The following is a 25051-nucleotide window of genomic DNA, read 5'->3' on the forward strand; positions in this document are numbered from 1 at the left end:
GTTATTTTTTAGGTTTGTATTTACTTGACTTGAAAAGTTTTTCTGGTTCATACACCAGCATTTGTTGCGGTGTAATATTATTGTTTCTCATAAAAGCTTTAACAATTTGCCAACCCACAAATCTTGCCAACATTCCCGGGGTCTCATTATCCAATTCTAGATAAAATTTTGAAAATGGGGCGGGCGCAATAAATCGTGGTATCAGCTTTTGATCTGTGCTATAAAGCAATTCTTTCTCGACGAAATAGCGCCAAATATATGCTTCATTGTCTTTTGCCCACAGCAACTCTTCTTCAGTATACCCAATTTTTTCAGCATCTGATGTTTCTGGAAGCCACAGGTCTTTTAGGTATAATTCTTTGCCAAAATAAATCATCTGATCCAACAATACATTTTTTGACGGTTTAGAAATATATTCACTCGCATACTCCGAAGCAATATCTGGCATAAGTTGAGATGGCTTAAGATTCTTTTTTATATACTTTTTGAAGGTATCATAAAAATGGTGTTCTACTCCCAAATAATTATCTAGAGATACAATTAACAAGGTATCAGAAGCAGCAATTACCTTATTACTATAGTCAATGTTATTTGTTAAAGTTATTGTGGTAGGCACTCGAAATCTTGGAAAATAATATTTTATATGCTGAAACAGGGGCCCTAATTGATCTGCGAGAATTTGATCTTCTGGAAATGTCTTCTCCACTTCAAAAGCTAGTTCCTTTTGTGATGAATCTTTCATTTTATTAATCCAAACTGAATCTGGCACCCGTGGCGAAAAAAACATTGGATACTTTTCTTTTAAAATCGGCAAATCATCCTCACTAGATTGAGCAAATTCCACATCAAACCTTATGATATTTATAGCTACTGGAATTACAGCAATTTCCTTTGCGATTTTACTTTGCTCTTCGCAACCAAAAAAAAATAGTATTGACAGTATAAATAATAGTCCTTTGTTCATTTAAATAGTATCTGAACCTATGTAACGAAAATCCTTTTTACTAATTTTGTAGGTAGAAGGGTCTTTGAATTAAAAGCATTACAAAACTACACTTTTAAGTAAGGAATTCTGCATTAAAATTATGAAATGCCCGACAACGATTAAATAATCAAACGAAGATGTACCAATAGGGCATTGCATCTTTAAATTTATAAAATATCTAATAGAGATGAATGCATCAAAAATAACCGAATATATTGTAAATTGGCTTAAAGACTATGCAACCAAGGCTAAAATGGATGGGTTTGTGGTTGGAGTTAGCGGAGGACTTGATAGTGCTGTAACATCTTCACTTTGTGCCATGACTGGATTAAAAACATTGTGCGTTGAGATGCCAATACACCAAGCGAAAAGCCAAGTTTCTAGAGGAAGAGAACATATTGAACAACTAAAAAATAGATTTACCAATGTAACAGATGTTGAAGTAGACCTAACTCCTGTTTTTGACACCTTCAAAAAGCAAACACCTCTAGCAGTCGATGATACGCTCTTAGAAATATCATTGGCCAATACTCGTGCTAGGCTAAGAATGTCTACTTTGTATTATTTTGCGGGATTACACCGACACCTTGTTTGCGGAACCGGAAACAAGGTGGAAGATTTTGGGGTTGGATTCTACACAAAGTATGGTGATGGAGGCGTTGATTTGAGCCCAATCGCAGATTTAATGAAAAGTGAGGTCTACAATGTCGGAAAATTTATAAAAATACCAGACTCAATAATGGGCGCAGCTCCTACTGACGGCCTCTTTGGCGACAGCCGCACAGATGAAGATCAAATTGGAGCGAGTTATGACGAACTAGAATGGGCTATGCATATGATTGAGGCAGGAAACACAAAAGACTTTGATGCCAGACAAAAAGTTGTTTTTGAACTATATAAGAGGCTTAACAAAGCAAACCAACACAAAATGAATCCCATCCCGGTGTGCGAAATACCCACTAATATAGGATAAATATAGCGATTGAACGAATTTTAAGGCGTTACAACGAAAAGAAATTCCTACAAAAAAAGTATTAACTATTTTGCGATTACAAGTATAGAGATTACTCAATTATTATTTAAGCGAACAGTCAAAAATAAAATATTATGAAGACCGTCTTGATTGCAGATAACCATCCAATTACCAGAAAGGGTGTTACCTGTTTATTAAAAAAGAATAAGAACTTTTCAATTATCGGTAAGGCCATTAATGCTGAAGAACTTTATACTAACCTGCGCCAAAATACTCCTGATATTTTAATTATGGAAATTGATATCCCAAATATAAATGGGATCAATGCGATGCGAAATATCAAAACTGAATTCCCTGGAATGCGTGTTTTAATTTTTTCTTGCCATCCTGAGGAAATTTATGCACTACGATCCATTAAATCTGGTGCTGCAGGGTATGTACCAAAAACAGCTTCTACGAAAACCTTCATGAAGGCAATAAAACAAATCGCTAAGGGAGGCATCTTCTTAAATGATGAATTAACAGCAACGTTTACAAGCAGAAATGTATTAGAGAGTAACGCAATTAGTCGTTACAAAAAGCTCTCCTCTAGAGAGATAGAAGTACTCAATTTATTGTCTAGTGGAAAACGCAATAAAGACATTGCAAACGCTTTAGATATAAACGAAAAAACGGTTAGTACTTACAAGACGCGTTTGCTTAAAAAACTTAAAGTAGACAATCTTGCAGATTTGATTCACCAATCAAGAATGTTTCAGTTTAGTTAAATAACTCTTCTTAGTTTTTCAGACAAAATGCTGTGTAACGTATTGTAATCCCTTACGTTTTCTAAAACACTCCTATCTTCATATTCGCCATTTATTACTGGTGATGCTATTAGTTCCTTTATTTTTGTGGTAATTAAATGCCTCCTTAGATTTAGAATAGTTTCGCTTACTACTTGTGACACTCCCTTCAGTTTTGCTTTGACATAAATATCTTTACTGTCCCATTTATGAAGTGTATATTTTTCTTCATCCATTAATATATTAGAAATAGTCGAAGCTTTATGGGTATCTATAGCACTTAGAAAAATTTCAATTTTGAATTCTTGCTCTTGGTTCAGTTTGTTTATGATTTCAAAATAAAGGGTTTTAAAATCTTCATTTGCAAACTCAATCTCGTCGTCTTGAAGATCTAGGTAAATTTTCTCATACACCTTTGAGGTCACCGTTTCTGGTTTAAAAGTTATTTCTCCTTTATCGTTGGCCTCTAGAAGGAGGTCTTCAAAATCTTCTTCCAATGTTCCGTACAGCAACAACAACTCGATGATTTTTCGTTCTAAACTGTATAAAACGTCAACTTTAGCAACAGGTTTTTTCTGCTCACTTACAACTTCAAATGGAACAGACTTTTGTGGTTGCTTTTTTGAAGCTTCTTTTATTTCTTTCTGAAGAATTTGAGCAAGTGTATTAAACAGCACCTCTTCACTAATATCCATGATACGCGAACACTCCTTTATATACACCTCGCGTTTTATTACATCTGGAATTTTAGCAATACTTACTACCATATCCCGGATGGTTTCAGATTTTTTTATGGGGTCATTCCCCGCTTCATTTGCTAAAAGAGATGCCTTAAATGCAATAAAATCTTGTGACTGTTCACGAAGATATAATTGAAGCTCTTCCAGCGTATTGCTCTTTGCAAAGCTATCTGGGTCTTCCCCTTCAGGAAATGTACAAACACGAACATTCATACCTTGTTCCAAAATCAAATCTATTCCTCTTAAAGAGGCACGAAGTCCAGCAGCATCGCCATCAAAGAGTACGGTGATATTTTTTGTCAATCTATTTACCAGTCTTATCTGTTCAGAAGTAAGTGCAGTTCCAGAGGAAGAAACAACATTATGAATTCCGGTTTGATGAAACTGAATCACATCTGTATATCCTTCTACCAGATAACATTTATCTTCTTTTGCAATGGCTTGTTTTGCGTGGTAAATGCCATAAAGCACTTTACTTTTATGGTAGACGTCACTCTCTGGAGAATTTAGATATTTCGCTGCCTTTTTATTGTTCACTAAAATACGACCGCCAAAACCTAATGTGCGACCACTCATACTTAAAATAGGAAACAATACCCTGCCTTTAAAACGGTCAAATTGCTTCTCTTCTTTGACAATTGTTAAGCCTGTTTTTTCTAGAAACTCAAGCTTATAGCCTTTTTTAATAGCAGCATCTGTAAAAGCAGACCACTCATCTAGCGCATATCCAAGTTGAAATTTTTCAATAGTCTCTGATGTAAAACCACGCTCTTTAAAATAAGAAAGTCCAATTGCTTTTCCAGCTTCGGTTTTTAAAAGTGTATTATGAAAATGTTGCTTCGCAAATTCGTTTACTAAATAAAGACTCTCTCGCTCATTTGATTGTTCTTTTTCTTCATTAGTTTGCTCGGTTTCTTCAATTTCGATCCCATACTTTTTAGCTAAATATTTAATCGCTTCAGGATAAGTAAAATGCTCGTGTTCCATTAAAAACGAAACCACATTTCCTCCTTTTCCGCTAGAAAAATCTTTCCAAATCTGTTTTACTGGCGATACCATAAAGCTAGGCGAACGCTCATCTGTAAATGGGCTCAAGCCTTTAAAATTAGTTCCAGATTTTTTTAGCTGTACAAAATCACCAATAACCTCCTCTACCCGGGCGGTTTCAAAAACATTATCTATGGTAGTACGATTTATCATATTCAGTATTCAGTATTCAGTATTCAGTATTCAGTATTCAGTATTCAGTATTCAGTATTCAGTATTCAGTATTCAGTATTCAGTATTCAGTATTCAGTATTCAGTATTCAGTATTCAGTATTCAAAGATTAAAAAATGCTATTAAATCACCATGTTTTGAGCATCATTATTATCAACAAAAAAAAACGCTGTTTTCACAACGCCTCTTTCCTTAATTAACACTTAAATTTATTTATTTTTGATTTGATCAATCCCAATCCCATCGAAGGCCTAGAGAGATGTTGCGTTGTTCTAAATTTGGTGCATCAAAAATTGGGTTTAAGTCATATTTCACATAAAGAGACATCGCATCCCACCCGATATAACCACTTAGACCGTAAACTATATTATTTGTATTGTAAGATTCACTTATTTTTTCTTTTACTTTCGCCCCATTTTCATTGTATTTTAATTTTTGCATTGTCGAAAGGTTTAACCCTGCATATCCGCCCAACCCTATCTTAAATTTATTGTCTGAGCTAAAATAAGTGTTATCATTTTTCTCAATTCGTTTGCTGGGTCCAAATTCAAAATGAATGGGCACTACCAAGTTATCCAATCGCAATTTAGATTTATCCAATGGTGTTAGAAATTCTTCTATAGTCGTTTCATTCCCATTAGAGACAAAGTAATTATTATCTGTTGGTTTCAAGCCGTTAAATTGAAATGAAACACCGTATCTAAGTCTAAGCCATCCCGCATCTTTTAACAGTCTGGTTGTAAAAGCAATTCCCAATTCGGTAAACCTACTTCCACCAATCTGGTATGGAGAATCGTCTAATGACTGCCCATCAATGATTGCATTATTTAAACCAAATGCAAAAACAAAAGAAGAATAGGTTCTGCGTTGATTGCTTGAAATTTTGCTATTATACTCATCTCTATCGCCTAAGCTAAGATTAAAAATAATTTTTTCATCTTCTGCATTCCCATTTCGCTCTAACAAAGCTATTTTATTATCTATAATTACTGTTTTGTTATCTATATTAAGTGCGTGTTTTTCTGCAGCAACTACTTTTTGTTTTTCTGCTTCTGTTGCTGAAATTTCATTGTCTTCTAATCGTTTCATTATTTCTAGTACTTCTTTGGACAACGCTTCTTTCTCATTTATTACGACTTTCTCCTTTTGTGCTTTAAGAGCCGTTAATTTATTAATAATCGAAGCATCCACCGAGAGTTCTTGGGCATTTGAAAAGAAACCAGTTAAAATGAATAGTGTAATTGTGAGTGTTACTGTAATTATTTTCATTGTTTTTAATTTTGAATTGAACATAGCTTCATCTCCTCCTTGTCTAGAAATTGCGATTAACAAATTTCTGGAAGGAGCTGTAAATAGCTGATTGATGAATGATTATTTAGATTGAACTTTATCCTTATTAATTACCTCGGTCTACAATAGAATTTTTTACATAGTCAAGACCTTCTCCTAGAGCATAGAAAACCTTTTCGCGAAGGGTTTGTACCATCTCTAACTCTACATCGCCAAGCAATGCCATTGCATCTACTTTTTCTTTGACAGATTTGCCTTGTTTTGCTATTTTCTCTTGTGCATTTTTTAAGAGCAGATCAATATCTGTAGTGGCAAAACTTTCTCCTTTTTGGGTATTTTGAATTAATTGATCTGAACTGTTAGGGTTAATGAATTGTTTATTTAAGTCATTATCTATTTCCTTTTCAACCCAAGTATCATTTGAATTTGTAATTGTAGTTGTAGTTGTAGTTGTAACCTTGGAATATTTCACGTTTTGACCCTCGCCTTTTGACCTATTTACATTCTTTTTTACAAGGATGACTGAACCTAATCGTTCATTTTTAGTTTGCATACTACTTGACTTCGATGGTTTCTCAACCTTTTGCTCAGTACTATATTTTTCTTCATTTATGGATGAAGTTGCCACAGCATCCTTTTGACTTTGATTTTCTAGCAGTTCCTTTTGTTGCGTGTTTTTAGTGTTGTATAATTTTTTTTCATCTTTGAACACCTCGTTCAATGGATCTTCATTCACTAAATCAGAACTGCTTAAGAATTCAGTTTCATTAAAGACCACTGAACCAATCACAATAAAACCTATGAATACAGCGGCAATTGCAAACCAGTTTACACCCCTATTCTTTTTACTTGGGGACGCTTCTTCAAGCATAGCATCTAACTTGTCCCAAGCTCTAGCGCTCGGCTGTATTTCGCGCTCTTCAAATTTTGAACGCGCTATTTCTTCAAATTTATGAGTTTCCATACTGTACATTTTGTTGTTTAATTAAAATGCTTTGCAGCATTTTACGCGCCTTAAAAAGCTGTGTTTTTGAGGTGCTTTCCGTAATATTTAACAACTCACTAATTTCGCTATGCTTATATCCCTCAATGGCATACAAGACAAAAACTGTTTTATATCCCGTGGGCAGTGAGTCTATCACTTTTTGTATTTCGGCTACTTCAAAAGATGATTCTTGCGTGGTCATATGACCCATTGTATTCTCTAAAACATCGGTATTTTGAAAGTTTAATTTTTTATCTTTTCTAAGCTGCGAAATACTTTCATTCACCATAATTCTTCGAATCCAGCCCTCAAAACTCCCTTCGTTCCTAAAACTCTTTAAATTTGTGAATACTTTAAAAAAGCCTGCAAGCATAACCTCTTCTGACCGTGTGGTATCTTTCATATAGTTCCTACAAACCCCAAGCATCTTTGGCGAAAACATTTCAAACAACTGCTGCTGTGCAGGGCGATTGCCTTTTGTAGCTTTTGTTATAAGCCCGCTATAGTTTTTATGTAATGAGATTAATTTCACTGGTTGGTTTGAAAATTGTTTCTACTGGATAGACGCAGCATCTTTAGATAGGGTTGCCTGAGTTATTTTTTAATTTTGCTGTCCTGAGATACTTAGGAAACATTAAATGCAACCAACACCCAAAAAAAACCCTCCTAACCCCCTTTAAATGAATGGGTTAATCGATTTAAAGTTTAAAAAATATAAGCTCAAATTAGATTCAAAAAATTATTTTTTCCTTTCGATGACATAGTTCACCATTGTCACTAAAGACTCTTTGAATTGAGATGTTGGGTAGCCTTCTAGAATCTTAAGTGCCTTTTGCTGATAGGTGATCATTTGAGAAACAGCATATTCTAATCCACCTTTTTCCTTGACAAATTGAATGACTTCTTTCACCCGCTTTTTATCAAAGTTTTTATTTTTTACAGAATTAATAAGCCATTTTTTTTCTTTTGAAGATGCATTGTTTACTGCATATATTAAAGGTAAGGTCATCTTTTGCTCCTTTATATCTATTCCTGTGGGCTTTCCTATCGCTTCTTCCCCAAAATCAAAAAGATCATCTTTTATTTGAAAAGCAATCCCAATAAGTTCTCCAAAATGACGCATTCTCTCAACTTCATCTTCTGAAGCATTTACAGATTTTGCTCCCATTGCACAACAAGCTGCTATAAGTGTAGCTGTTTTTTGCCTGATTATCTCAAAATATATAGCTTCGGTTATATCTAGATTTCTTGCTTTTTCAATTTGAAGCAATTCCCCTTCACTCATTTCTCGAACTGCAACCGAAATTATTTTAAGCAAATCAAAATCCCCATTATCTATAGAAAGCAATAAGCCTTTTGACAATAAATAATCGCCCACTAATACCGCTATTTTATTTTTCCAAAGTGCATTTATAGAAAAGAAGCCTCTTCTTCTGCTACTATCATCTACCACATCATCATGAACTAAGGTAGCAGTGTGTATCAATTCTATAACAGATGCACCTCTATAGGTTCTTTCATTAACAACACCATTATTGTTCATCTTAGCAATAAGAAAAACAAACATGGGTCGCATTTGCTTACCTTTACGATTCACCACATAGTGGGTAATGCGGTTTAATAGCGAAACTTTTGATGACATTGAGGACGAAAATTTCTTTTCGAACATCTCCATCTCCTTTTCTATTGGAAGCCTTATTGTTGCAACTACCTTCATAATTACGACCAAAAATACTGCATTTGTCGCCTTAAATTGTAGCATACAATTAAATTTTTGTTATTTTTGTTCTTAAATATTAACAAAACTTAAACATTATGAAAAAAATTACTTTCCTAATGGTGGCATTTTTAGCTACCTCTTTAACATTCGCACAAGTCCTTGAAATTGAAGAAGGATTTGAAGATATTACGATCCTAACAGATTGGGATTTTGTAAATGCAAGTACAGACGCTGATAATGCATCTTCTTCTTGGGCTCAACCTGACGGAACCGTATTTGAAGCTCACGAAGGTGACCCAGGCGCTTATATTTCGGTTAACTTTAACTCAACTACGGGTGTTGGTACAATTAATAACTGGGCAATTTTACCAGAATTGACACTAAGTAATGGTGACGAATTAAAATTTTGGTCAAGAACGGTAGATGGTCAAGCGTTTCCTGATAGATTAGAAGTACGTATCAGTCCTGACGGTTCGGCTACATTGCCAATAGATGATGGATCTGGAGAGGATGTAGGATCTTATTCAGAACTTTTATTTTCGATTAACCCAGATCTTGAAGGTGGAGATGCATACCCAGATGTATGGACTGAATATACTGTTTTAGTTGACGGTTTGGCAGCACCTACTATGACAAGACTTGCTCTACGTTATTATGTAACTGAAGGTGGCCCAAGTGGTTCAAATTCTAACTTTATAGGTGTTGATACACTTTCGTTAACTACATTCCCACTTACAGTAGGTGAAAATGCATTTGATGGTTTTTCTCACTTTGTAAATGCAAATGATGAGTTTGTACTAAGAGCTTCTACTCAAATGGAGAATGTTGTTATTTACAATACTTTAGGACAACAAGTAATCAACACAAAACTTGCAAACACTAATGAAGCTGTAAATGTTGCTGCTTTAAACAGTGGAGTTTATATAGCTACTGTTTCTATCAACGGTGCATCTAAAACTGTAAAGTTTGTTAAGAAATAATTAAAGAAAATTATTCTTTTAAAAGAGCGACTATTTTATAGTCGCTCTTTTTTTATGCTGTAAAAATTGACAGAGGGCAAGATGAGTGTCTGGTGTCTGAAAAAAAAAATGAATAAGCTTTACTATTGCTAAAGAATACTGGTGTTTCAACTGGAACTGCCAACTGAACCGTCCACTCAAAAATCATTGCTTATTTGCAAGTTGCCCGCAAGCCGCATCAATATCTTTACCTCTACTTCTTCTAACCGTTACCGGAATTCTAGCTTTTTCTAGTAACGAAATGTACATTTCTAAAGCTTTGTTGGTCGCTTGTTTAAAATCATCATCGCCAATTGGATTATATTCAATTAAATTTACCTTACTAGGTAGTATCTGGCAAAATTTTATGAGTGCTAGTACATCTTCTTCTTTATCGTTTATGCCCTCCCATACAACATATTCGTAGGTTACACTCTTATTTGTTAGCTCATACCAATAGTGCAAAGATTCTTCCAAATCCTTTAAGGTAAAAGATTTTGCAAAAGGCATTATTTTTTCACGCGTTTCTTGAATTGCAGAATGTAATGAAACCGCCAAATTAAACTTCACACCATCATCAGCTAGTTTTTTAATCATTTTAGGAACTCCTGAGGTAGAAACTACAATGCGCTTAGGAGACATTCCTAAACCTTCTGGTGAGGTTATTTTTTCTATGGAGGCAAGGACGTTTTTATAATTCATTAAAGGCTCTCCCATTCCCATAAAAACAATATTTGAAAGAGGCATCCCGTGATACAATCTACTCTCCTTATCTATAGCAACCACTTGATCATAAATCTCATCCGGATTAAGATTACGCATTCTTTTTAATCTTGACGTTGCACAAAACTTACAATCCAAACTACAACCCACTTGAGAGGACACGCAGGCCGTTGTTCTATTTTTAGCAGGAATTAATACCGATTCGACAATTAATCCGTCGTGGAGCTTTACCGCATTTTTTATGGTGCCATCATTACTGCGTTGCACATTATCAACTGCTATGTGATTAATAACAAAATTATCTTCAAGATGTGAACGGGTTTCTTTTGAAAGATTCGTCATCGCCTCAAAAGTATGGGCGCTTTTACTCCATAGCCATTCGTATACTTGATTGCCCCTAAAAGCCTTGTCGCCAATAGACTCAAAAAAATCTCGTAGTTCCTCTTTTGATAAGGCTCTTATATCTTTTTTGTCATTTTTCATCATCTACAAAAATACTATTTAGCATGCCTACAAGGCATTAAAATTAGAAAAAATAGCAAATAGCAAATAGCAAATAGCAAATAGCAAATAGCAAAATTAAAAAAAGGAAATCAAGACAAGAGGCGTTGAAAATCAAAAAAACAAGGGCTAACTGCTATAGCTCGTAAAAAAGCCGCTATAAAGAGCGGCAAGAGCTCCTAGTGTCGCGTTAAAAAATCTATTTGGTAATTACAATTTTCTTAGTAAATTGTTGATTGGAATCTTCATCAATTAGGTTTAGGAAATAAATTCCCACAGCACAAGTTTCAAGATGCAGCAGATTGTTGGTACTTGCTAAAGAACCTCCCATTAATAGTTGTCCATAAGAATTATATAAATTGTATACTAAGTTGGGATACCTACTATTTGTAATTGTCAATGTTGTTGACACAGGATTTGGATAAATCTCTAACACACCTGCCACTTGATTCTCTGGAACATTTAATGCATTTTGAACAGATTCAATACTAGTTTGACCAGAACCTATAGGATCTAACCAATCTCTTAAACGGTTTTCTTGTGCCGTTCCATCATTCCAAGAAACATCAAAACGACCATAAACATCATAATCACTATTTGTAGAGGTACCGTTACAAGCAGCTTGACCAGCATAAAGTTGGCCTATAATTTTTCCTCGATCATCAAAAAGAGGTGATCCAGAAGAGCCACTTTCAGTGGTTCCTATTTCCCAGCCATTACCATTTCCTGCACTAACACCGCCTATTAACCAAACTTCAGTACCGTTAGCAACATCCTTAGTTGCTCCATCATTATCACGGCAAATTTTCATGATATCGCCATTAGGATGATGAATACCTACTTGGTAATTTGGCAAATCACCAGACCAATCCCAACCAGCAAATGAAATATCCCAAGATTCTGGAACTTCATTAAATAACTCCACTAATGCAAAATCGCTTTTATCGTTATTAGCCCGCAATACGGCACCACTCATCGTGAAATTAGACTGTATATCTAGACTATCATCTTCAGAAGCACAAATAGGGCTTGGACTCATCCAATTAAATCTGACCGTCCAATATGTTGGGTCGCTATTTTGCAAACAATGGTTGGCCGTTAAAAGATACGGCGTTTTATCCATCGCAGTATTATTAATCATCGTAGCAGTACAAAGGTACCCGTTCCCCAAAGTTAGGATGGCTACAGATTTTTTTACCACATCTTTAAATGATAAAAAATCATCTCCGGTAGGACAATTTACATCATAATTACAATCTCCACTATCATTCAATCCTCTGGTATTCTCAGCAAACTGTGTTACTTTGCCCATGCGGTACCCGTGAATAATACCACCAATCTTAATAGTTGCTTCTCCCGGCAAGTCATAAGGTTCAAAATATTCTATCAAAATAAGATCCCCATCTACAAACCAAGACGCTAGTTTATTATTAGGTGTATTCTGCTCATATGAATATATTCTAGAAACATCTGTACCGTCACTATTATAAAACTGAAGCCTAGCACCTACAGGAAGATAAAAGTCGTCAAAATTGACACTAATATTTAAAGCACCGGTAGACTTAATACCCGCTCTCCATATTCTTCCATTTTCTTGTGGAATATCTGTCCATTCTCCTTGTGTCGTAGCATCAATATCTAATGTTCTACTAATACCGTAACGCCAAGGTTGACTTTTATCACTATCGTTTATAGCGTCTTGTTGTTCAATTTCATCTAAATCCAACGCCGGCAATACGATAATTTCTTCCGTAAAATTAATATCATAAGACCAACTAATGGGAGTTTGTGCAACTCCTGAAAGGCCTACTAAACAAATAAAATAGAAATGTAAAAATTTCACTATAATGCTGATGTATATTTAATAACTGAACTAAAATAATCTATTTTTAGTAAACAACAATGATAAAACGCTGTAAATCAAAAAATCCCGACAAGCTGCCAGGATTTGTGAGTTTGTAACATAAAAGTATTAGATAATCAACATAGCATCTCCATATGAAAAGAAACCGTATTTTTCTTTCATTGCTTCAGCATAAGCCTCTTTGATAAATTCGTGTCCTGCAAATGCCGAAACCATCATCATTAAGGTAGATTTTGGTGTATGAAAATTAGTAACCATTGCGTTTGCAATACTAAAATCGTACGGTGGAAAAATAAATTTATTAGTCCAACCCGTATAGGCGTTTAAGGTGTGTTGTGAGGAAACAGTAGTCTCAAGCGCACGCATTGCAGTTGTCCCTACAGCGCAAATTCGCTTTTTTCTTGCAATAGCTCTGTTTACTATCTCCACAGTTTCTTCGCCAATGTGCATCTCTTCACTATCCATTTTATGTTTAGAAAGATCCTCTACTTCCACTGGACTAAAAGTACCAAGACCAACGTGAAGTGTTACTTCAGCAAAATCTACTCCTTTTATTTCTAATCTTTTTAAAAGATGTTTTGAAAAGTGAAGTCCTGCAGTTGGCGCTGCAACGGCTCCTTCTTCTTTTGCAAAAATAGTTTGATATCGTTCTGCGTCCTCTGGCTCAACGGCTCTTTTAATATATTTTGGAAGTGGTGTTTCACCAAGTTCTGTAAGTTTATTTCTGAATTCTTCGTAAGAACCATCAAACAGAAAACGAAGTGTCCTACCTCTCGAAGTTGTGTTATCAATTACTTCTGCCACTAAAGTCTCATCATCTCCAAAATAAAGTTTGTTTCCAATTCTTATTTTTCTTGCTGGATCTACTAAGACATCCCACAATCTGGTTTCTGGATTTAATTCACGCAACAGAAAAACTTCGATTCTAGCGCCAGTTTTTTCCTTGTTCCCAAATAATCTAGCAGGAAAGACTTTTGTATTGTTTAATACCAAGACATCATCTTCCTCAAAATAGTCTATAAGATCTTTAAACATTTTATGTTCAATGGTCTTTTCTTTGCGGTTAAGAACCATTAATCTCGATTCATCCCTATTTTCTGCAGGATATTCTGCTAATAATTCTTCTGGTAATTCAAATTGAAAATTTGAGAGTTTCATTCCCATAATGCGCGGTTTTTTAGCTTTAAAAGATGCAAATATACAATCTCAACATAGGGGTTGTCAAGTAAATGAGCATTTATTATTAAAGTATTTTTATAAAAGCTCGATTTAGATCCTAAATAACCTAAAAAATGAATTGCGTCATAACGTTTCGTACTGTATTCCTATTTCTTTAAAGTCATTAAAAAAAGTAGGGTATGATTTAGAGACTACGGAAGGGTTTTCAATTAATATAGGCGCAATAAACGATAATGGCGCAAATGCCATTGCCATACGATGGTCTTCATAGGTTGCAATTGTGGTTTCTGCTAGGCTGTTTGATACTAAGGAAGTATCCCCAGGCAAAAGAGAAAGTGAATCTGAGGTTACCCCAATTTTTGCTCCACATTTTTGAAGTTCCTTTTGCAGAGCTATTAATCGATCTGTTTCTTTTATTTTTAAAGTATGCAAGCCCGTCAATTCACAACCTATCCCCAAACCAAAGCAGGTAACTGCTATCGTCTGGGCTATGTCTGGGGTTTTTATAAGATTTAAAGAAAGATTGGCTACTGGTTTTGTATCTGACTTTGAAATAGTGATCGATAAATCTTCGTTATATTTAGTCCTCACTCCTAACTTTTCAAATAGTTTAGCAACTTCGCTATCGCCTTGCAGGCTTTCATTTTTGTAACTGGTTAGCGTGATTTCCATGTTTTCTGAAAGTGCCACCGCACTATAAAAATAGGAAGCAGAGCTCCAATCACTTTCAACGATAATTGTCTTTCTATCTAAAATTTTAGCGGGTTCTACTAAAATTTCATTCCTTTCAAATGTGGTATTAATTCCAACAGATTTAAGTAAATCCTGAGTCATCAAAATATACGGTATTGACGTAATTTCCCCTTTCAACTGTATGATTAAGCCCTCCTTTAATATAGCTCCTACAAGCATTAAAGCCGAAATATATTGGCTACTTACCGTTGCATCTATAAGCACCTTAGAACCAATTGCCTCTGCTGGTGAAATTTCTAATGGAGGATAGCCTTCTTTACCTACATACTTAATTTTCGCTCCTAATTGTTGAAGCGCTTCCACCAGTAATTTTAAAGGACGCTGCTGCATTCGCTCACTTCCTGTAAGAACTACTTTGTGTTTTGTATTCACTGCAAAAAAGGCCGTCAAAAAACGCATTGCAGTACCTGCATGATGTACATCTACAACGTCCATAGTAGTTTTTAGCGCTTTCCTTAAAACATTAGAATCATCACTCTCAGAGCAATTTTCTATGGCAATCGATGGATATAATGCCTGTAAAATTAATAACCGATTACTTTCACTTTTAGAGCCTGTAATCGTAATTTTTGCTTTTTCGATTTTTGAAATATAGGAAAGTCTACAAGTCATTTTTTCTGTGATCTTGATTTGCAAATCGGGTCCAAAATTTTCCGTAGGTAATAATCAAGCCATAAACCAAAGCAGCCGCTGTCATTCCAATGATTTTACGAACGGTAAGGTGCCAGTACGAAGCTTGAAAACCTGTTATTGTCCAATAAAGAATGTTAAAAACCAAAAGCGCAATCAAAGACATTACGAGTACCGATTTCCAAAAACCTTTGTGATTTATAATACGTTTGAACATTATTTTAATTTAGGATTATTTTGATGCCTATCGTGGTCGCGCTTGGTTTTAATATCTAATTTTTTATGGAATGCGTCTTCCAAATCCACTCCTGTTTGGTTTGCTAAACAAAGTACTACAAAAAGCACATCTGCTAATTCCTCGCCTAGATCTTTAGATTTATCACTTTCCTTTTCACTTTGTTCTCCATACCTACGTGCAATAATTCTAGCAACTTCACCTACTTCCTCGGTTAATTGTGCCATATTAGTCAATTCATTAAAATAACGCACACCGTGGGCTTTAATCCAATCGTCTACTGTTTTTTGAGCATTTGTAATATTCATAGTTTAGATTTTTGAAAGTACGATTTTCTCATTCTCTTTTTCTACAATCTGAGAGAAAATTCCTTTAATATATTCATAATCCTCTGGCACAAGTGCCGGTTTATTAATAGCAAGTTCTACTGAAAGTTGGACACTACCGCCTTGCTCCGAAATAAGATAAGAATACGTTACCACTTCCCCCGCCAGCGCAGCCTTTATACTTTCTGGCATTGATTTAATAGCATATCCTTCTGGTATTTTTAAGGAAATCGAATATTTGTGTGACTTCGGGAAATCAAAAAACAGTGGATATGACCTACTTTCCTCTTTAAATGGGTTTTCCTTTTTTGCAAAATACAACATTGGTGAAACATATAAATCACCGCTGATTTCCTCCACAACTGAAGGCGAATTGGCTTCATAACTCAAGGTCAAATTGGGCTTGGTATTATTTAAGTCTTTAACCTCTAGATGAGAAAAAACAACATCTTCTCCATTTTTATACATGTCTTCCAATTGAGATACCACCGGTTTATGATGGTTGTTTGTTCGATATTCTTTTGCATATTGACTAGACAAACGCTCTCTTACCTTTATGAATGCTCCACTTGGCTCCAACGCTGCTTGGACATAAGTTAATTTATTAGAAATGGTTGTTGGATATAGCGGCACCCAAGAGGAAGAACCATCTGGTCTAATAAGCCTTCCTTGCCAATTCATAGCGCGTTGTGGCAACATCCCAATAGAAGAATAGGGGTCTGTAGCATCCATAATATAACTGTTTCCGCTTAAAGAAACGTGGGCAACGACATAGTTAAAACCATATCTTGTTGGATACACTGGAATTCCGTTATTTCTTGTACTCACGAGTATAGGTGACGCGTCAAGATTAGCGCTCTGCAGCATAGAAACCAACATCAGATTAATATCTGCTGAATTTCCTTTTCCTTCTTTATATGCTTTTTTTACTCCGTTAATAGGATATTTACCGTAATACCCATTCCAAGCTACTTTTTGTTTAACAAGGTTAAAAATAGCAGCCATCTTTTTCTCTGGCGTATCGGCTTGGCTCATTGCAGCAGCTACATCACTCGCATAATACTCTTTTTTCAAGATTTCATTAACAAAATTATCATTTTCGTAGATATTTTGAGTGACGGCTTCCCAAGAGGTAGCGTAGGATTTTGGCAGTCCTCCAGGATTTTTCACCATTACAAGTTCCCATATAGTTCTTGCTTGATAGTTCCTTAAATTATCAACATAGCCTTCATCCTTTAATGGTGGGATATTTACTTCTTCTAGTATAAAACGCCTTTCTTTATAAGTAGCTACTTGATTTTGATCCTTACCTGAATCTCTGAAATTTCCATAATCAGCAGTACCAACACCACTTCTACCCCTCAGCTCAACTTCTATATTTTTTTCTGTTTCTTCATAGAAGTATGATAAATTTGCCTGCGGGTTGGGGTAATTTTTATACACAAAACGGTCTGGCACTTTAACATCAACCATCAATTTTTTTATGGGGATCTTGTATTGCAAATCAACGTCCTCTAAGGCACTTTGATCTGACTCAATCGTATATTCAATTTCAATAACACATCCTGGCTTTAGATTAGGTAATGTAAATGCGGTTGAAACATAATAATCATTAAGACGTTCTTCGAAAATGCTTTTTCTATTTAATTTTTCTTTTTTTATAGATCCCTTTTCTAAATTGTAAGTAGTCGCGCTAATGCCGTTCACTTGCTCCCTGTTTTTTCCATAATTGTAGGCTTTGATCTTTCTTGTACCCCAATTGTATCCTTCCGCATTATAAATTTTTATACGTTCAAAGACCTTGGTTGTTAACACAAAGCCTTTTGATTGGTTATAGGCATAAGCAGATCTATACTCCCGGTATAATACGGTTGCTTCAGACTCTGGATAAAGGCTGTTTTCTGTTTCAGAAAGTTCCTCTTTTGAAACTTTTCCTAATTTGTAATTTTGGGCGTTTAATAAAAAATAACCGCTCAGAAACAGAAGAATGGTAAGTGCTTTAATTTTCATTTTTTAAATTTTCGAGAGTATTATTTTTGATTGAGATATTTTTAATATTTCGGTATACATTTCTTTGAAACCATCGTAGTAAGCAGGTCTCAAGAGGGCTTGATTAAAATCTACTTGCAATGACATTTGGATTGTATTGCCATTACTATTATTGTTAAAACTAAAAGAACCCACATTATCTTGAATCGATATTTTCTTTGCCTCAGGAAGCTTTTCAATTTTATAGCCTTCAGGAATATCAATATTTAGAGTAAATGTTTTAGAAACGGGATACCTAAAATCTATTGGGTATAGCCGTTTTGTTTCATTAAATTCGTTTTCATCAATCCCTAAATACAAAAGGGGTTCTAAATAAATTTTATCTCCAATTTCTTCTAAACAATCTTTATAGGTGAAATCATACGATATGGTGACTGGTTTTTTACCATCGCTAAAATCATCAAAGGCTATGTTAGATGGATTCAGTTTAGGGTGTTCTTCTTTTAAAAAATCACTGTATGCATCTTTGCTTTTTAAGAGAAAATCAATTCTAAAAAAATAAGCAGCATACCCGTTTTTTCTATTCTTAACATTGCCTGAAGCGCTAGAAGATTTTGGATCTATAGAAATAGAAACAATCGAGATATCTCGAGCCTTTTTTGTAGGCGCTGTTTGTATTATTTTATAGGAATCATCTTTATAAACAATGAGCGCATTTCCATTAATAAAATAGTTCCTTATTTCTCCAAAATTATTATATTTAGTTGAGGCATCCAATAAATATATTGCTCCATCTAACTCTAAGGCAGTAATGGTATTATTAAAACCTTTTACGGTTGGAAACAAGACATAGCCCTTATTCACAGATGCCAACAAAAGTGGGTTTGCCTCTAATCCAGCCCATCTCAGCATTGAGGTAAGCGTTAAATTTATATCTGAAACACTTCCTTTTTTATCATTATACGCAGCTCTAATATTTTCACTACCAAGACTATAGTAAAAGTTCCACTGCATTCTTTCTTGTAAATAAAAGAATATGGCCTTTGCCTTTTCCATAGGGGTCATGGTATCCTTTAAAAAAGCACGCAAATCATCTCTAAAAAAATGATTCTTCCTCAATTCTTGACCAAAAGCAAGCCAATCATTATATGTTTTTGCAACATCTTTCCAATCATCAAGTTTGTTTTTACCCTTAGCTGTTACTTGTTCTATGTATAATTTACCTAGGTAAGTACTTGTGCTGGCAACAAACTTCTCTTCTTTCATTGCTTTTATATTAGAACCTCTATATTGAATCTCGTAAGGTTTCTGATTCACTTTTAGATCGACTTTGCTAAGTGGGTTTTCTGTGATTTTTAGCTCGCGTGACAAGGGGTTTTTTAAAAGAACAAACAAATTTTTAATAGGAATAGTTGCCTGTGTATTAATAGACCTTAGTCCAATATCTCTTACTTTATATTTTACCTCTAGAACAGAACCTTCCTTCACATTTGGAAATGAAATTTTACTAACTTCTACCCCATTACCAATGTCTTCTTTAAATACACTTTCTTTGCCCACTTTAGTGCTAACAATCTGGTTGTCTTCGACATTATGAGTAAATGCTTTTAAAGCTTCAACATCATCATAATTAATTTCCCATTTAGCATTCTCGAATCCTTCTTTATTATAAATTTTAATTCTTTCAAAAACATAGAGCACTTTACCAAATTCGAATTCAATTTCGCGGTAAATTACTTTCGCATTGGCTTGTTTAAAAGTTTCATCGGCTGTCTCTGTTAATTCCTTCATCGAGACCTCTCCAAATCTATAGTCCTGAGCGCATAGCTGACTAGAAATAATAAACATCAAAAAAATTAGTGATCTATTCATTTAACTTAACTTTTTTAAAACAATTTTCGAGTTTGAAATTTGGGTGTAGACATTGTATAATTCTTTTAATGCTGAATAATATCTAGCTGGAATATAACTGTAATTAATTTGAACCGAAAGCCTTAATTGTATCAACAAACCTTGTTGGCTGGCATTAAAAGTAAGACTTCCCAGATTGTCTTCTAACACAATATTTTTACCCTCAGGAAGACTCTCCACATTGTATCCTTCTGGAATATGAAAAGTCACATTAAAAACTTCTTTTTCTGGATTATCCAAGTCTAAGGGAAGCTCCCGATCGTCATCATCAAATTTATTTTTAACACTTCCTAAAAACAAAAATGGAGACACATACAAATTGTCACCAATACCTTCTACCGCATCCTTGTAGGTAAAATCATAGGTGATTTGTACTGCCTCATCTGAATCCTCACTTTTTTTATCTTTAAATTCGTGTATTGAAAGTAGCGGCGATGTCTCTTCCAAAATTTCTTTCATAGAAAACGATTCATCATCCACTGTTTCTAAAACTTCTTTATATTGCCAAGCCAGGTGATTTGTTATTTGAGCACGGGCTGAACCAAAGGCAGAATTATCTTCTAAATTCAATTTTGTAGTAACAATAGTATTGCTTACTGAGGGCGCTGCGTCTCTCGTTGGATAACTAATAGACCTGCCGTCCTCTAAAACAATAAGTCCATAATCGTTCATTAAATCTAAGGGAATGAGACCAAATTTTAAATGTTTTTCTGAAGCATCTAATAAATAATAAGCATTTCCTATTTGCAAAACTCCAATAGTCACATTAAACATCTGCTCTTCTGGAAAAAGAAGCTCACCTTGATGCTTGCAAGCCACCGCCATTGGGTTTGCTTTATATCCTAGGTCCCGGAGCATGGAAACAAGCATTAAATTAATAGTTCCTTTGTTTGCTTTTTTATCCTTATACCTTTGTTCTATATCATAAGTACCAGTGCCATACCTCCCATTATACTCAATATTTTGTTGTAAATATTGATACACAATTTTAGCCGTGCCAAGTGTATCTCTCTTATCTTGAATTAATGGAGTAATGTCTTTTTTAAAATAGGGTTTAACCCTAAGTTGCTCGCCAAAATAACGAGCACGAATAAAGTTTCCTGCTATCTCTCCCCATATTTCATCATCTGATTTCTCGTTTTTATTTTTTATAAAGATCTTACCTTGATAATTGCTTGGGTTATTCAAATAGGGCTCCTCTTTACTGGAGGGAATATTAACCCCAGTAAAAATTTTCAACTTCTCATTATCGGTTTTTTCCTCAACCAAGTCCAATTTATAATTGGGGTTTTGTTTAAAATCCATCCAAGGTCTCACCCCTTGAATAACCAACCTAAAATTTTTGATAGGTAAAATATATTGTATCGGGATTTCACGAGCACTAACCCGCTCTATCCTGTATTTTATTTCAATTACTGATCCTTTTTTTACCTTCGGAAACGAAACTTTAGTAATGGTATAATCGCCTTGAACTTCCTGCCTATAAATACTGCTCTTTTGAACATGGGTTTTTTTTATTACCCCATCTTCGAGATTATAGGTGTAGGCTTGCAAATATTTAATGTTTGTAAAAGGTATTTCCCAATTAGCGAACTCAAAACCATCCTCGTTATAGATCTTTACTCTTTCTTGGACTTCCAATTCTTCTCCATAGTCAAATAAAATTCTTCTGTAAACAACCTTGGCTGGAACCTCCTTAAAAACCTCGTCTTGAAGCTCTTCAAGTATCGCTATGCTTACTTGCCCAAACTTATAATCTTGTGCAATTGCAGAAATCCCAATAAGAAAAAATACCGAATAAATTAATTTCATTATTCCCTTTTAACCAATACAATTTTATTGCTATCCTCTTTGGTGATAGCATTTATAAACGCAACAAAATCTGAATACTTTTCCTTCTCATATTCCCCATCAAATAATGAAAATTTGCGTGAATATTTTATTTTAGAAGCACCTAATTCTTCAACCTTAGCAAGATAGGAACCAAATTCTGTGTTTATTTCAATAGGATTAAACATTGCTTCAACTTCATAGCCCTCTGGTAAGGTGATCTCTATAGAATCATCGTACGCTTTACCCCTATTAATAAGTAGTTTTTGAGAACGTTCTTTCTTTGGCGCAGTTATATATCCCAACCTATTAAAGATATTAGGCGCGAGCAATAATCTATCGCCTGCTTTTGAAATATAGTTTGTAGCTTCAAAGGATATGTTTTCAGTAAAAACTACGTCTGTTTTATTATTATCAAAATTAATTTCAGAAAGGTCTAAATTATTTAACTGCGACCAAGTTTCTTTATAATACTTTTCTATTACATCACTTTCCTTATTGTCCAGTTCGTATTTATCACCGTATAAAATACCTTCTGAAGTTTGTGTAATACTTCCCCCGAGACTTTGGTTTTCTCTCACGGTTATTTTAGCTTCCATACGCTGTATGTTTCCAGCAGCAGGATATGCTTTTGTGTTTTTTACCACACTTCCATCGTTTGTGATCATGATGACCTTACGATCGTCTGTAAAATCTCCTAAATAGTTAAAAGGGGCGCGTTGGCTCGTACATTCTAAAAACAAGTTCTCTTCCTCTAAAGGCACCGTCAAAATAACGTGATTTCCTTGAACAGCTATAAATTCCTCATCAATATCCCTCTTTTCTGCACCAGCAATTACAATCGTATAATAGCTGTCGATATCTTGTGTTTTTAAAAGTGCTTTTGTATAATTTGTGAGTGCTTTACAGTCTCCATATCCCAACTTATCGACATCTTTGGCGGGAGAAGGCTGCCAACCTCCAATACCAACTTGAACACTAATATAACGCGTTTTATTCTGCATATATTCGTAGATAATTCTAGCTTTTTCTTTTGGTTCGGTAACTCCTTCAACAAGGTTTTCAACTTCATTTATAGTTTCCTGTGGCAGCTCATCTCTATTATTCAATAATTGTTCGTTCATCCATTTTCCAAAATCTTCCCAACTGGAAATAGATACATTTTGACCTGCCAGTCTAAATTGTTTGAGTGCCAATTTTACGACCGGTGTAAATTGTGTATAATGTGGACTCATAAGCTCCTGTTCTACCGCTGGGACATTTTCAATTTCATATTCATAAAGGCTGGGTTTTTCTCTAACCGAAGCCCCAAATTTTTCTAAATTATATTTTTTTGACAGCAACGGGACTTCCTTATTGTTGATAATTTTATACACTGATTTTTGTGTGCTTACCCCATAAAAAGGGGAAGGGTCCCATTGCGGTAAGAAGGCAGTCGATTTACTCTTAGTTTCTGAAATAAACTCAAATGTAAAAGGAATTTGATTGGGAAAATAGTCAATTGACTTTATCCTATTATCAGAATATAAGTCCCCTGAAGAAGCACTCCTGTCTGTAAAATCTCGTTCTTTAAATTTTTCAATTTGTTCCCCATTGCCATCGTAGACATAGGCCTTGATTTCCTTGATAGAAGAATCGTCATCATAAGCAGCATACGACCGCACTGCAAACATTCCATCTCTATTTAAAACGGTTACTACCACTCTTTCGTAAGTAGTCATAACATCAAAATCTTCTAGTGTAATGGTCGTTTCTTGGTATCTAATAACAGCATTTGCATTTTCTTTAAGGCTTTTAGAAATTCCGTCTACAGCGTATTGTGCATTTGCATTAATAGCGGTTATGAACGCAAATAGCAGTATGAAGTATCTCATAAAAAAGTGTTGGATACAATTTAATGTTTTTTTTGATTGAAAACGTAAAAAAATCATTCCTTAACTTTTGAATCTATAATAATAGTAACTGGTCCATTATTAACTAATGCCACATCCATCATCGCTCCAAAAGTTCCCGTTTGTATTTTCTTAGCCATACTTGTCTCTAAACTGTCGACAAATTTTTCATATAATGCGATGGCTCCTTCTAGTCTTGCCGCTTTTATAAACGAAGGCCTATTTCCTTTTTTTGTACTAGCGTGCAATGTAAATTGGCTTACAACAATAATATCTCCATTCACCTCTTTAATAGACAAATTCATAGCATCATCTGCATCTGAAAAAACACGAAGCTTGGTGATTTTACCAACCAACCAATCAATATCGACTTGCGCATCATCTGTCTCAATACCCAATAAGACTAGAAACCCTAGAGTTATTTGCGCTACTATTTTATTTTCTATAGTAACAGAAGCTTCAGAAACACGTTGGATTACAATCCTCATACAAAAACAGTGTGGTTTGAGAAATTATTATGCTTTGGGCTTTTCATAAATATCTTTTCTGAAATGCTCTTCTTCTCCATCTAAAATTTGCAAATAACTTTTATATCGTGACCAAGGAAGCGCATCATTCTCTAGTGCTTCTTTTACTGCACATTTTGGTTCTTCAACGTGCAAACAATTGTTAAATTTGCAATGTTCTTTGCGTTCAAAAAACTCTGGAAAGTAATTTCCCAGTTCTTCCTTCTCTACCTCAACAACTCCAAAACCTTTTATCCCAGGAGTGTCAATAATTTGCGAAGCGAATGAAAGATCATACATTTCGGCAAATGTTGTAGTGTGTTGCCCTTGTTTGTGCTGTGTAGAAATTTTTGAAGTCTTAAGGTTTAAAGTCGGTTCTATCGCATTGACTAATGTAGATTTCCCTACGCCACTGTGACCAGAAAACATACAAACTTTTTCAAACATCATCTCCTTTAATGTAGCTATGTTCTTTCCTGTTAAAGCAGATATCCCTAAACATTCGTAGCCTATATCTCGATACATCGCGGCTAGATATTTTATTTCTAGAAGCTCGTCTTGATTATACGTGTCTATTTTATTAAACAACAATATAGCTTTAATGTGGTACGCTTCAGCCGTAACCAAAAAACGATCTATAAAAGACGTGGACGTAGGCGGGTTATTTAAAGTTACTAGTAAAAAAGCAACATCTATATTAGCCGCAATAATATGGGTTTGCTTGGATAGATTAACAGATTTACGAATGATATAATTGTCTCGTTCTTCAATTTTGTTTATAATACCAATGGTCTCGTCACCTATTTTTTCGACATCGAAAAGCACATGATCGCCAACCGAAACTGGATTGGTGCTTTTAATCCCATCCAACCTGAATTTTCCCTTAATACGACATTCATAAAAATCTCCTTCTTCAGACTTTACTGAATACCAACTCCCTGTAGATTTATAGACCAATCCTTTCATTGGTTGCAAAATTGACGAAAAAACCTTACATCTACTTCCTCAAACAGCATT

21 protein-coding genes are annotated in these 25051 nt (G+C 34.8%); 3 read left to right on the top strand and 18 right to left on the bottom strand.

All coding sequences use genetic code 11. The annotated features are described in order from the left end of the window. Position 1: 1 nt before the first annotated feature. Entirely contained in the window at positions 2-964 is a 963-nt protein-coding gene (gldB, locus tag ABXT67_RS02370) for a gliding motility lipoprotein GldB (RefSeq protein WP_415375690.1), read from the bottom strand. A 208-nt stretch (positions 965-1172) separates the two neighbouring features. Between gldB and nadE the strand changes: the two genes are divergently transcribed. Both nadE and ABXT67_RS02380 read left to right on the top strand, forming a co-directional pair. Next, on the top strand, positions 1173-1958 hold the full coding sequence (nadE, locus tag ABXT67_RS02375) for an NAD(+) synthase (protein ID WP_415375691.1): 786 nt from the start codon (positions 1173-1175) through the stop codon (positions 1956-1958). A 134-nt stretch (positions 1959-2092) separates the two neighbouring features. Further along, positions 2093-2725 carry a response regulator gene (locus ABXT67_RS02380; protein ID WP_415375692.1) on the top strand — a complete coding sequence of 211 codons (633 nt, stop codon included), beginning with the start codon at positions 2093-2095 and terminating at the stop codon, positions 2723-2725. Here the strand turns inward: ABXT67_RS02380 and dnaG are convergent. The 5 genes from dnaG to ABXT67_RS02405 all read right to left on the bottom strand — a co-directional run bounded on the left by dnaG (position 2722) and on the right by ABXT67_RS02405 (position 8694). Beyond that, on the bottom strand, positions 2722-4683 hold the full coding sequence (gene dnaG, locus ABXT67_RS02385; protein WP_415375693.1) for a DNA primase: 1962 nt from the start codon (positions 4681-4683) through the stop codon (positions 2722-2724). The genes ABXT67_RS02380 and dnaG overlap by 4 nt on opposite strands. Positions 4684-4930: 247 nt before the next feature. Then, positions 4931-5971: a hypothetical protein gene (locus ABXT67_RS02390; RefSeq protein ID WP_415375694.1), complete on the bottom strand. Its 1041-nt coding sequence runs from the start codon at positions 5969-5971 to the stop codon at positions 4931-4933. 127 nt (positions 5972-6098) lie between these two features. Beyond that, a complete protein-coding gene (locus ABXT67_RS02395) occupies positions 6099-6956 on the bottom strand; it encodes a hypothetical protein (RefSeq protein WP_415375695.1) in 858 nt (285 codons plus the stop codon). Then, complete coding sequence (locus ABXT67_RS02400; protein ID WP_415375696.1) at positions 6943-7509, bottom strand: RNA polymerase sigma factor; 567 nt, start codon at positions 7507-7509, stop codon at positions 6943-6945. The genes ABXT67_RS02395 and ABXT67_RS02400 overlap by 14 nt, the downstream gene beginning before the upstream one ends. 207 nt (positions 7510-7716) lie before the next feature. Next, entirely contained in the window at positions 7717-8694 is a 978-nt protein-coding gene (locus tag ABXT67_RS02405) for a polyprenyl synthetase family protein (RefSeq protein WP_415376903.1), read from the bottom strand. 98 nt (positions 8695-8792) lie between these two features. On the opposite strand from ABXT67_RS02405, the gene ABXT67_RS02410 reads away from it, so the two are divergent. Continuing rightward, the gene (locus ABXT67_RS02410) at positions 8793-9677 is read left to right on the top strand and encodes a choice-of-anchor J domain-containing protein (RefSeq protein WP_415375697.1); all 885 of its coding nucleotides are present in this window, start codon (positions 8793-8795) and stop codon (positions 9675-9677) included. 183 nt (positions 9678-9860) lie between these two features. On the opposite strand, the gene rlmN is transcribed toward ABXT67_RS02410, so the two are convergent. The 12 genes from rlmN to rsgA all read right to left on the bottom strand — a co-directional run bounded on the left by rlmN (position 9861) and on the right by rsgA (position 25000). Beyond that, a complete protein-coding gene (rlmN, locus tag ABXT67_RS02415; RefSeq protein WP_415376904.1) occupies positions 9861-10901 on the bottom strand; it encodes a 23S rRNA (adenine(2503)-C(2))-methyltransferase RlmN in 1041 nt (346 codons plus the stop codon). 217 nt (positions 10902-11118) lie between these two features. Next, the gene (locus tag ABXT67_RS02420) at positions 11119-12762 is read right to left on the bottom strand and encodes a T9SS type A sorting domain-containing protein (protein ID WP_415375698.1); all 1644 of its coding nucleotides are present in this window, start codon (positions 12760-12762) and stop codon (positions 11119-11121) included. Positions 12763-12891: 129 nt separating this feature from the next. Continuing rightward, positions 12892-13941 carry a tRNA preQ1(34) S-adenosylmethionine ribosyltransferase-isomerase QueA gene (gene queA / locus ABXT67_RS02425; RefSeq protein WP_415375699.1) on the bottom strand — a complete coding sequence of 350 codons (1050 nt, stop codon included), beginning with the start codon at positions 13939-13941 and terminating at the stop codon, positions 12892-12894. 144 nt (positions 13942-14085) lie between these two features. Continuing rightward, positions 14086-15327, bottom strand: coding sequence for a 3-phosphoshikimate 1-carboxyvinyltransferase (locus ABXT67_RS02430; protein ID WP_415375700.1), 1242 nt, complete (start codon positions 15325-15327; stop codon positions 14086-14088). Next, positions 15317-15562, bottom strand: coding sequence for a hypothetical protein (locus ABXT67_RS02435; protein ID WP_415375701.1), 246 nt, complete (start codon positions 15560-15562; stop codon positions 15317-15319). Before ABXT67_RS02435 ends, ABXT67_RS02430 begins: the two co-directional genes overlap by 11 nt. Continuing rightward, positions 15562-15888, bottom strand: a complete 327-nt coding sequence (locus tag ABXT67_RS02440) for a nucleotide pyrophosphohydrolase (RefSeq protein WP_415375702.1) — start codon at positions 15886-15888, stop codon at positions 15562-15564. Before ABXT67_RS02440 ends, ABXT67_RS02435 begins: the two co-directional genes overlap by 1 nt. 3 nt (positions 15889-15891) lie before the next feature. Then, a complete protein-coding gene (locus ABXT67_RS02445) occupies positions 15892-17916 on the bottom strand; it encodes a hypothetical protein (RefSeq protein WP_415375703.1) in 2025 nt (674 codons plus the stop codon). A gap of 3 nt (positions 17917-17919) precedes the next feature. Next, the gene (locus tag ABXT67_RS02450) at positions 17920-19767 is read right to left on the bottom strand and encodes a DUF3858 domain-containing protein (protein WP_415375704.1); all 1848 of its coding nucleotides are present in this window, start codon (positions 19765-19767) and stop codon (positions 17920-17922) included. Further along, positions 19768-21618 carry a DUF3857 domain-containing protein gene (locus ABXT67_RS02455; RefSeq protein ID WP_415375705.1) on the bottom strand — a complete coding sequence of 617 codons (1851 nt, stop codon included), beginning with the start codon at positions 21616-21618 and terminating at the stop codon, positions 19768-19770. Next, positions 21618-23510 carry a DUF3857 domain-containing protein gene (locus ABXT67_RS02460; RefSeq protein ID WP_415375706.1) on the bottom strand — a complete coding sequence of 631 codons (1893 nt, stop codon included), beginning with the start codon at positions 23508-23510 and terminating at the stop codon, positions 21618-21620. Before ABXT67_RS02460 ends, ABXT67_RS02455 begins: the two co-directional genes overlap by 1 nt. 53 nt (positions 23511-23563) lie before the next feature. Continuing rightward, the gene (gene dtd / locus ABXT67_RS02465; RefSeq protein ID WP_415375707.1) at positions 23564-24016 is read right to left on the bottom strand and encodes a D-aminoacyl-tRNA deacylase; all 453 of its coding nucleotides are present in this window, start codon (positions 24014-24016) and stop codon (positions 23564-23566) included. A gap of 27 nt (positions 24017-24043) precedes the next feature. Continuing rightward, complete coding sequence (gene rsgA, locus ABXT67_RS02470) at positions 24044-25000, bottom strand: ribosome small subunit-dependent GTPase A (protein WP_415375708.1); 957 nt, start codon at positions 24998-25000, stop codon at positions 24044-24046. Positions 25001-25051 lie beyond the last annotated feature (51 nt).

Origin of the sequence: Patiriisocius sp. Uisw_017 (assembly GCF_047731265.1) — a bacterium.
GTDB lineage: Bacteria > Bacteroidota > Bacteroidia > Flavobacteriales > Flavobacteriaceae > Patiriisocius.

Coding starts and splice junctions, on each gene's coding strand:
- ABXT67_RS02460 (WP_415375706.1), bottom strand. CDS start 23,510: ATGAGATACTTCATACTGCTATTTGCGTTCATAACCGCTATTAATGCA.
- rlmN (WP_415376904.1), bottom strand. CDS start 10,901: ATGAAAAATGACAAAAAAGATATAAGAGCCTTATCAAAAGAGGAACTA.
- ABXT67_RS02450 (WP_415375704.1), bottom strand. CDS start 19,767: ATGAATAGATCACTAATTTTTTTGATGTTTATTATTTCTAGTCAGCTA.
- ABXT67_RS02455 (WP_415375705.1), bottom strand. CDS start 21,618: ATGAAATTAATTTATTCGGTATTTTTTCTTATTGGGATTTCTGCAATT.
- ABXT67_RS02440 (WP_415375702.1), bottom strand. CDS start 15,888: ATGAATATTACAAATGCTCAAAAAACAGTAGACGATTGGATTAAAGCC.
- dtd (WP_415375707.1), bottom strand. CDS start 24,016: ATGAGGATTGTAATCCAACGTGTTTCTGAAGCTTCTGTTACTATAGAA.
- ABXT67_RS02430 (WP_415375700.1), bottom strand. CDS start 15,327: ATGACTTGTAGACTTTCCTATATTTCAAAAATCGAAAAAGCAAAAATT.
- dnaG (WP_415375693.1), bottom strand. CDS start 4,683: ATGATAAATCGTACTACCATAGATAATGTTTTTGAAACCGCCCGGGTA.
- rsgA (WP_415375708.1), bottom strand. CDS start 25,000: ATGAAAGGATTGGTCTATAAATCTACAGGGAGTTGGTATTCAGTAAAG.
- ABXT67_RS02380 (WP_415375692.1), top strand. CDS start 2,093: ATGAAGACCGTCTTGATTGCAGATAACCATCCAATTACCAGAAAGGGT.
- ABXT67_RS02410 (WP_415375697.1), top strand. CDS start 8,793: ATGAAAAAAATTACTTTCCTAATGGTGGCATTTTTAGCTACCTCTTTA.
- ABXT67_RS02405 (WP_415376903.1), bottom strand. CDS start 8,694: ATGAAGGTAGTTGCAACAATAAGGCTTCCAATAGAAAAGGAGATGGAG.
- ABXT67_RS02445 (WP_415375703.1), bottom strand. CDS start 17,916: ATGAAAATTAAAGCACTTACCATTCTTCTGTTTCTGAGCGGTTATTTT.
- ABXT67_RS02390 (WP_415375694.1), bottom strand. CDS start 5,971: ATGAAAATAATTACAGTAACACTCACAATTACACTATTCATTTTAACT.
- ABXT67_RS02435 (WP_415375701.1), bottom strand. CDS start 15,562: ATGTTCAAACGTATTATAAATCACAAAGGTTTTTGGAAATCGGTACTC.
- ABXT67_RS02395 (WP_415375695.1), bottom strand. CDS start 6,956: ATGGAAACTCATAAATTTGAAGAAATAGCGCGTTCAAAATTTGAAGAG.
- nadE (WP_415375691.1), top strand. CDS start 1,173: ATGAATGCATCAAAAATAACCGAATATATTGTAAATTGGCTTAAAGAC.
- gldB (WP_415375690.1), bottom strand. CDS start 964: ATGAACAAAGGACTATTATTTATACTGTCAATACTATTTTTTTTTGGT.
- queA (WP_415375699.1), bottom strand. CDS start 13,941: ATGAAACTCTCAAATTTTCAATTTGAATTACCAGAAGAATTATTAGCA.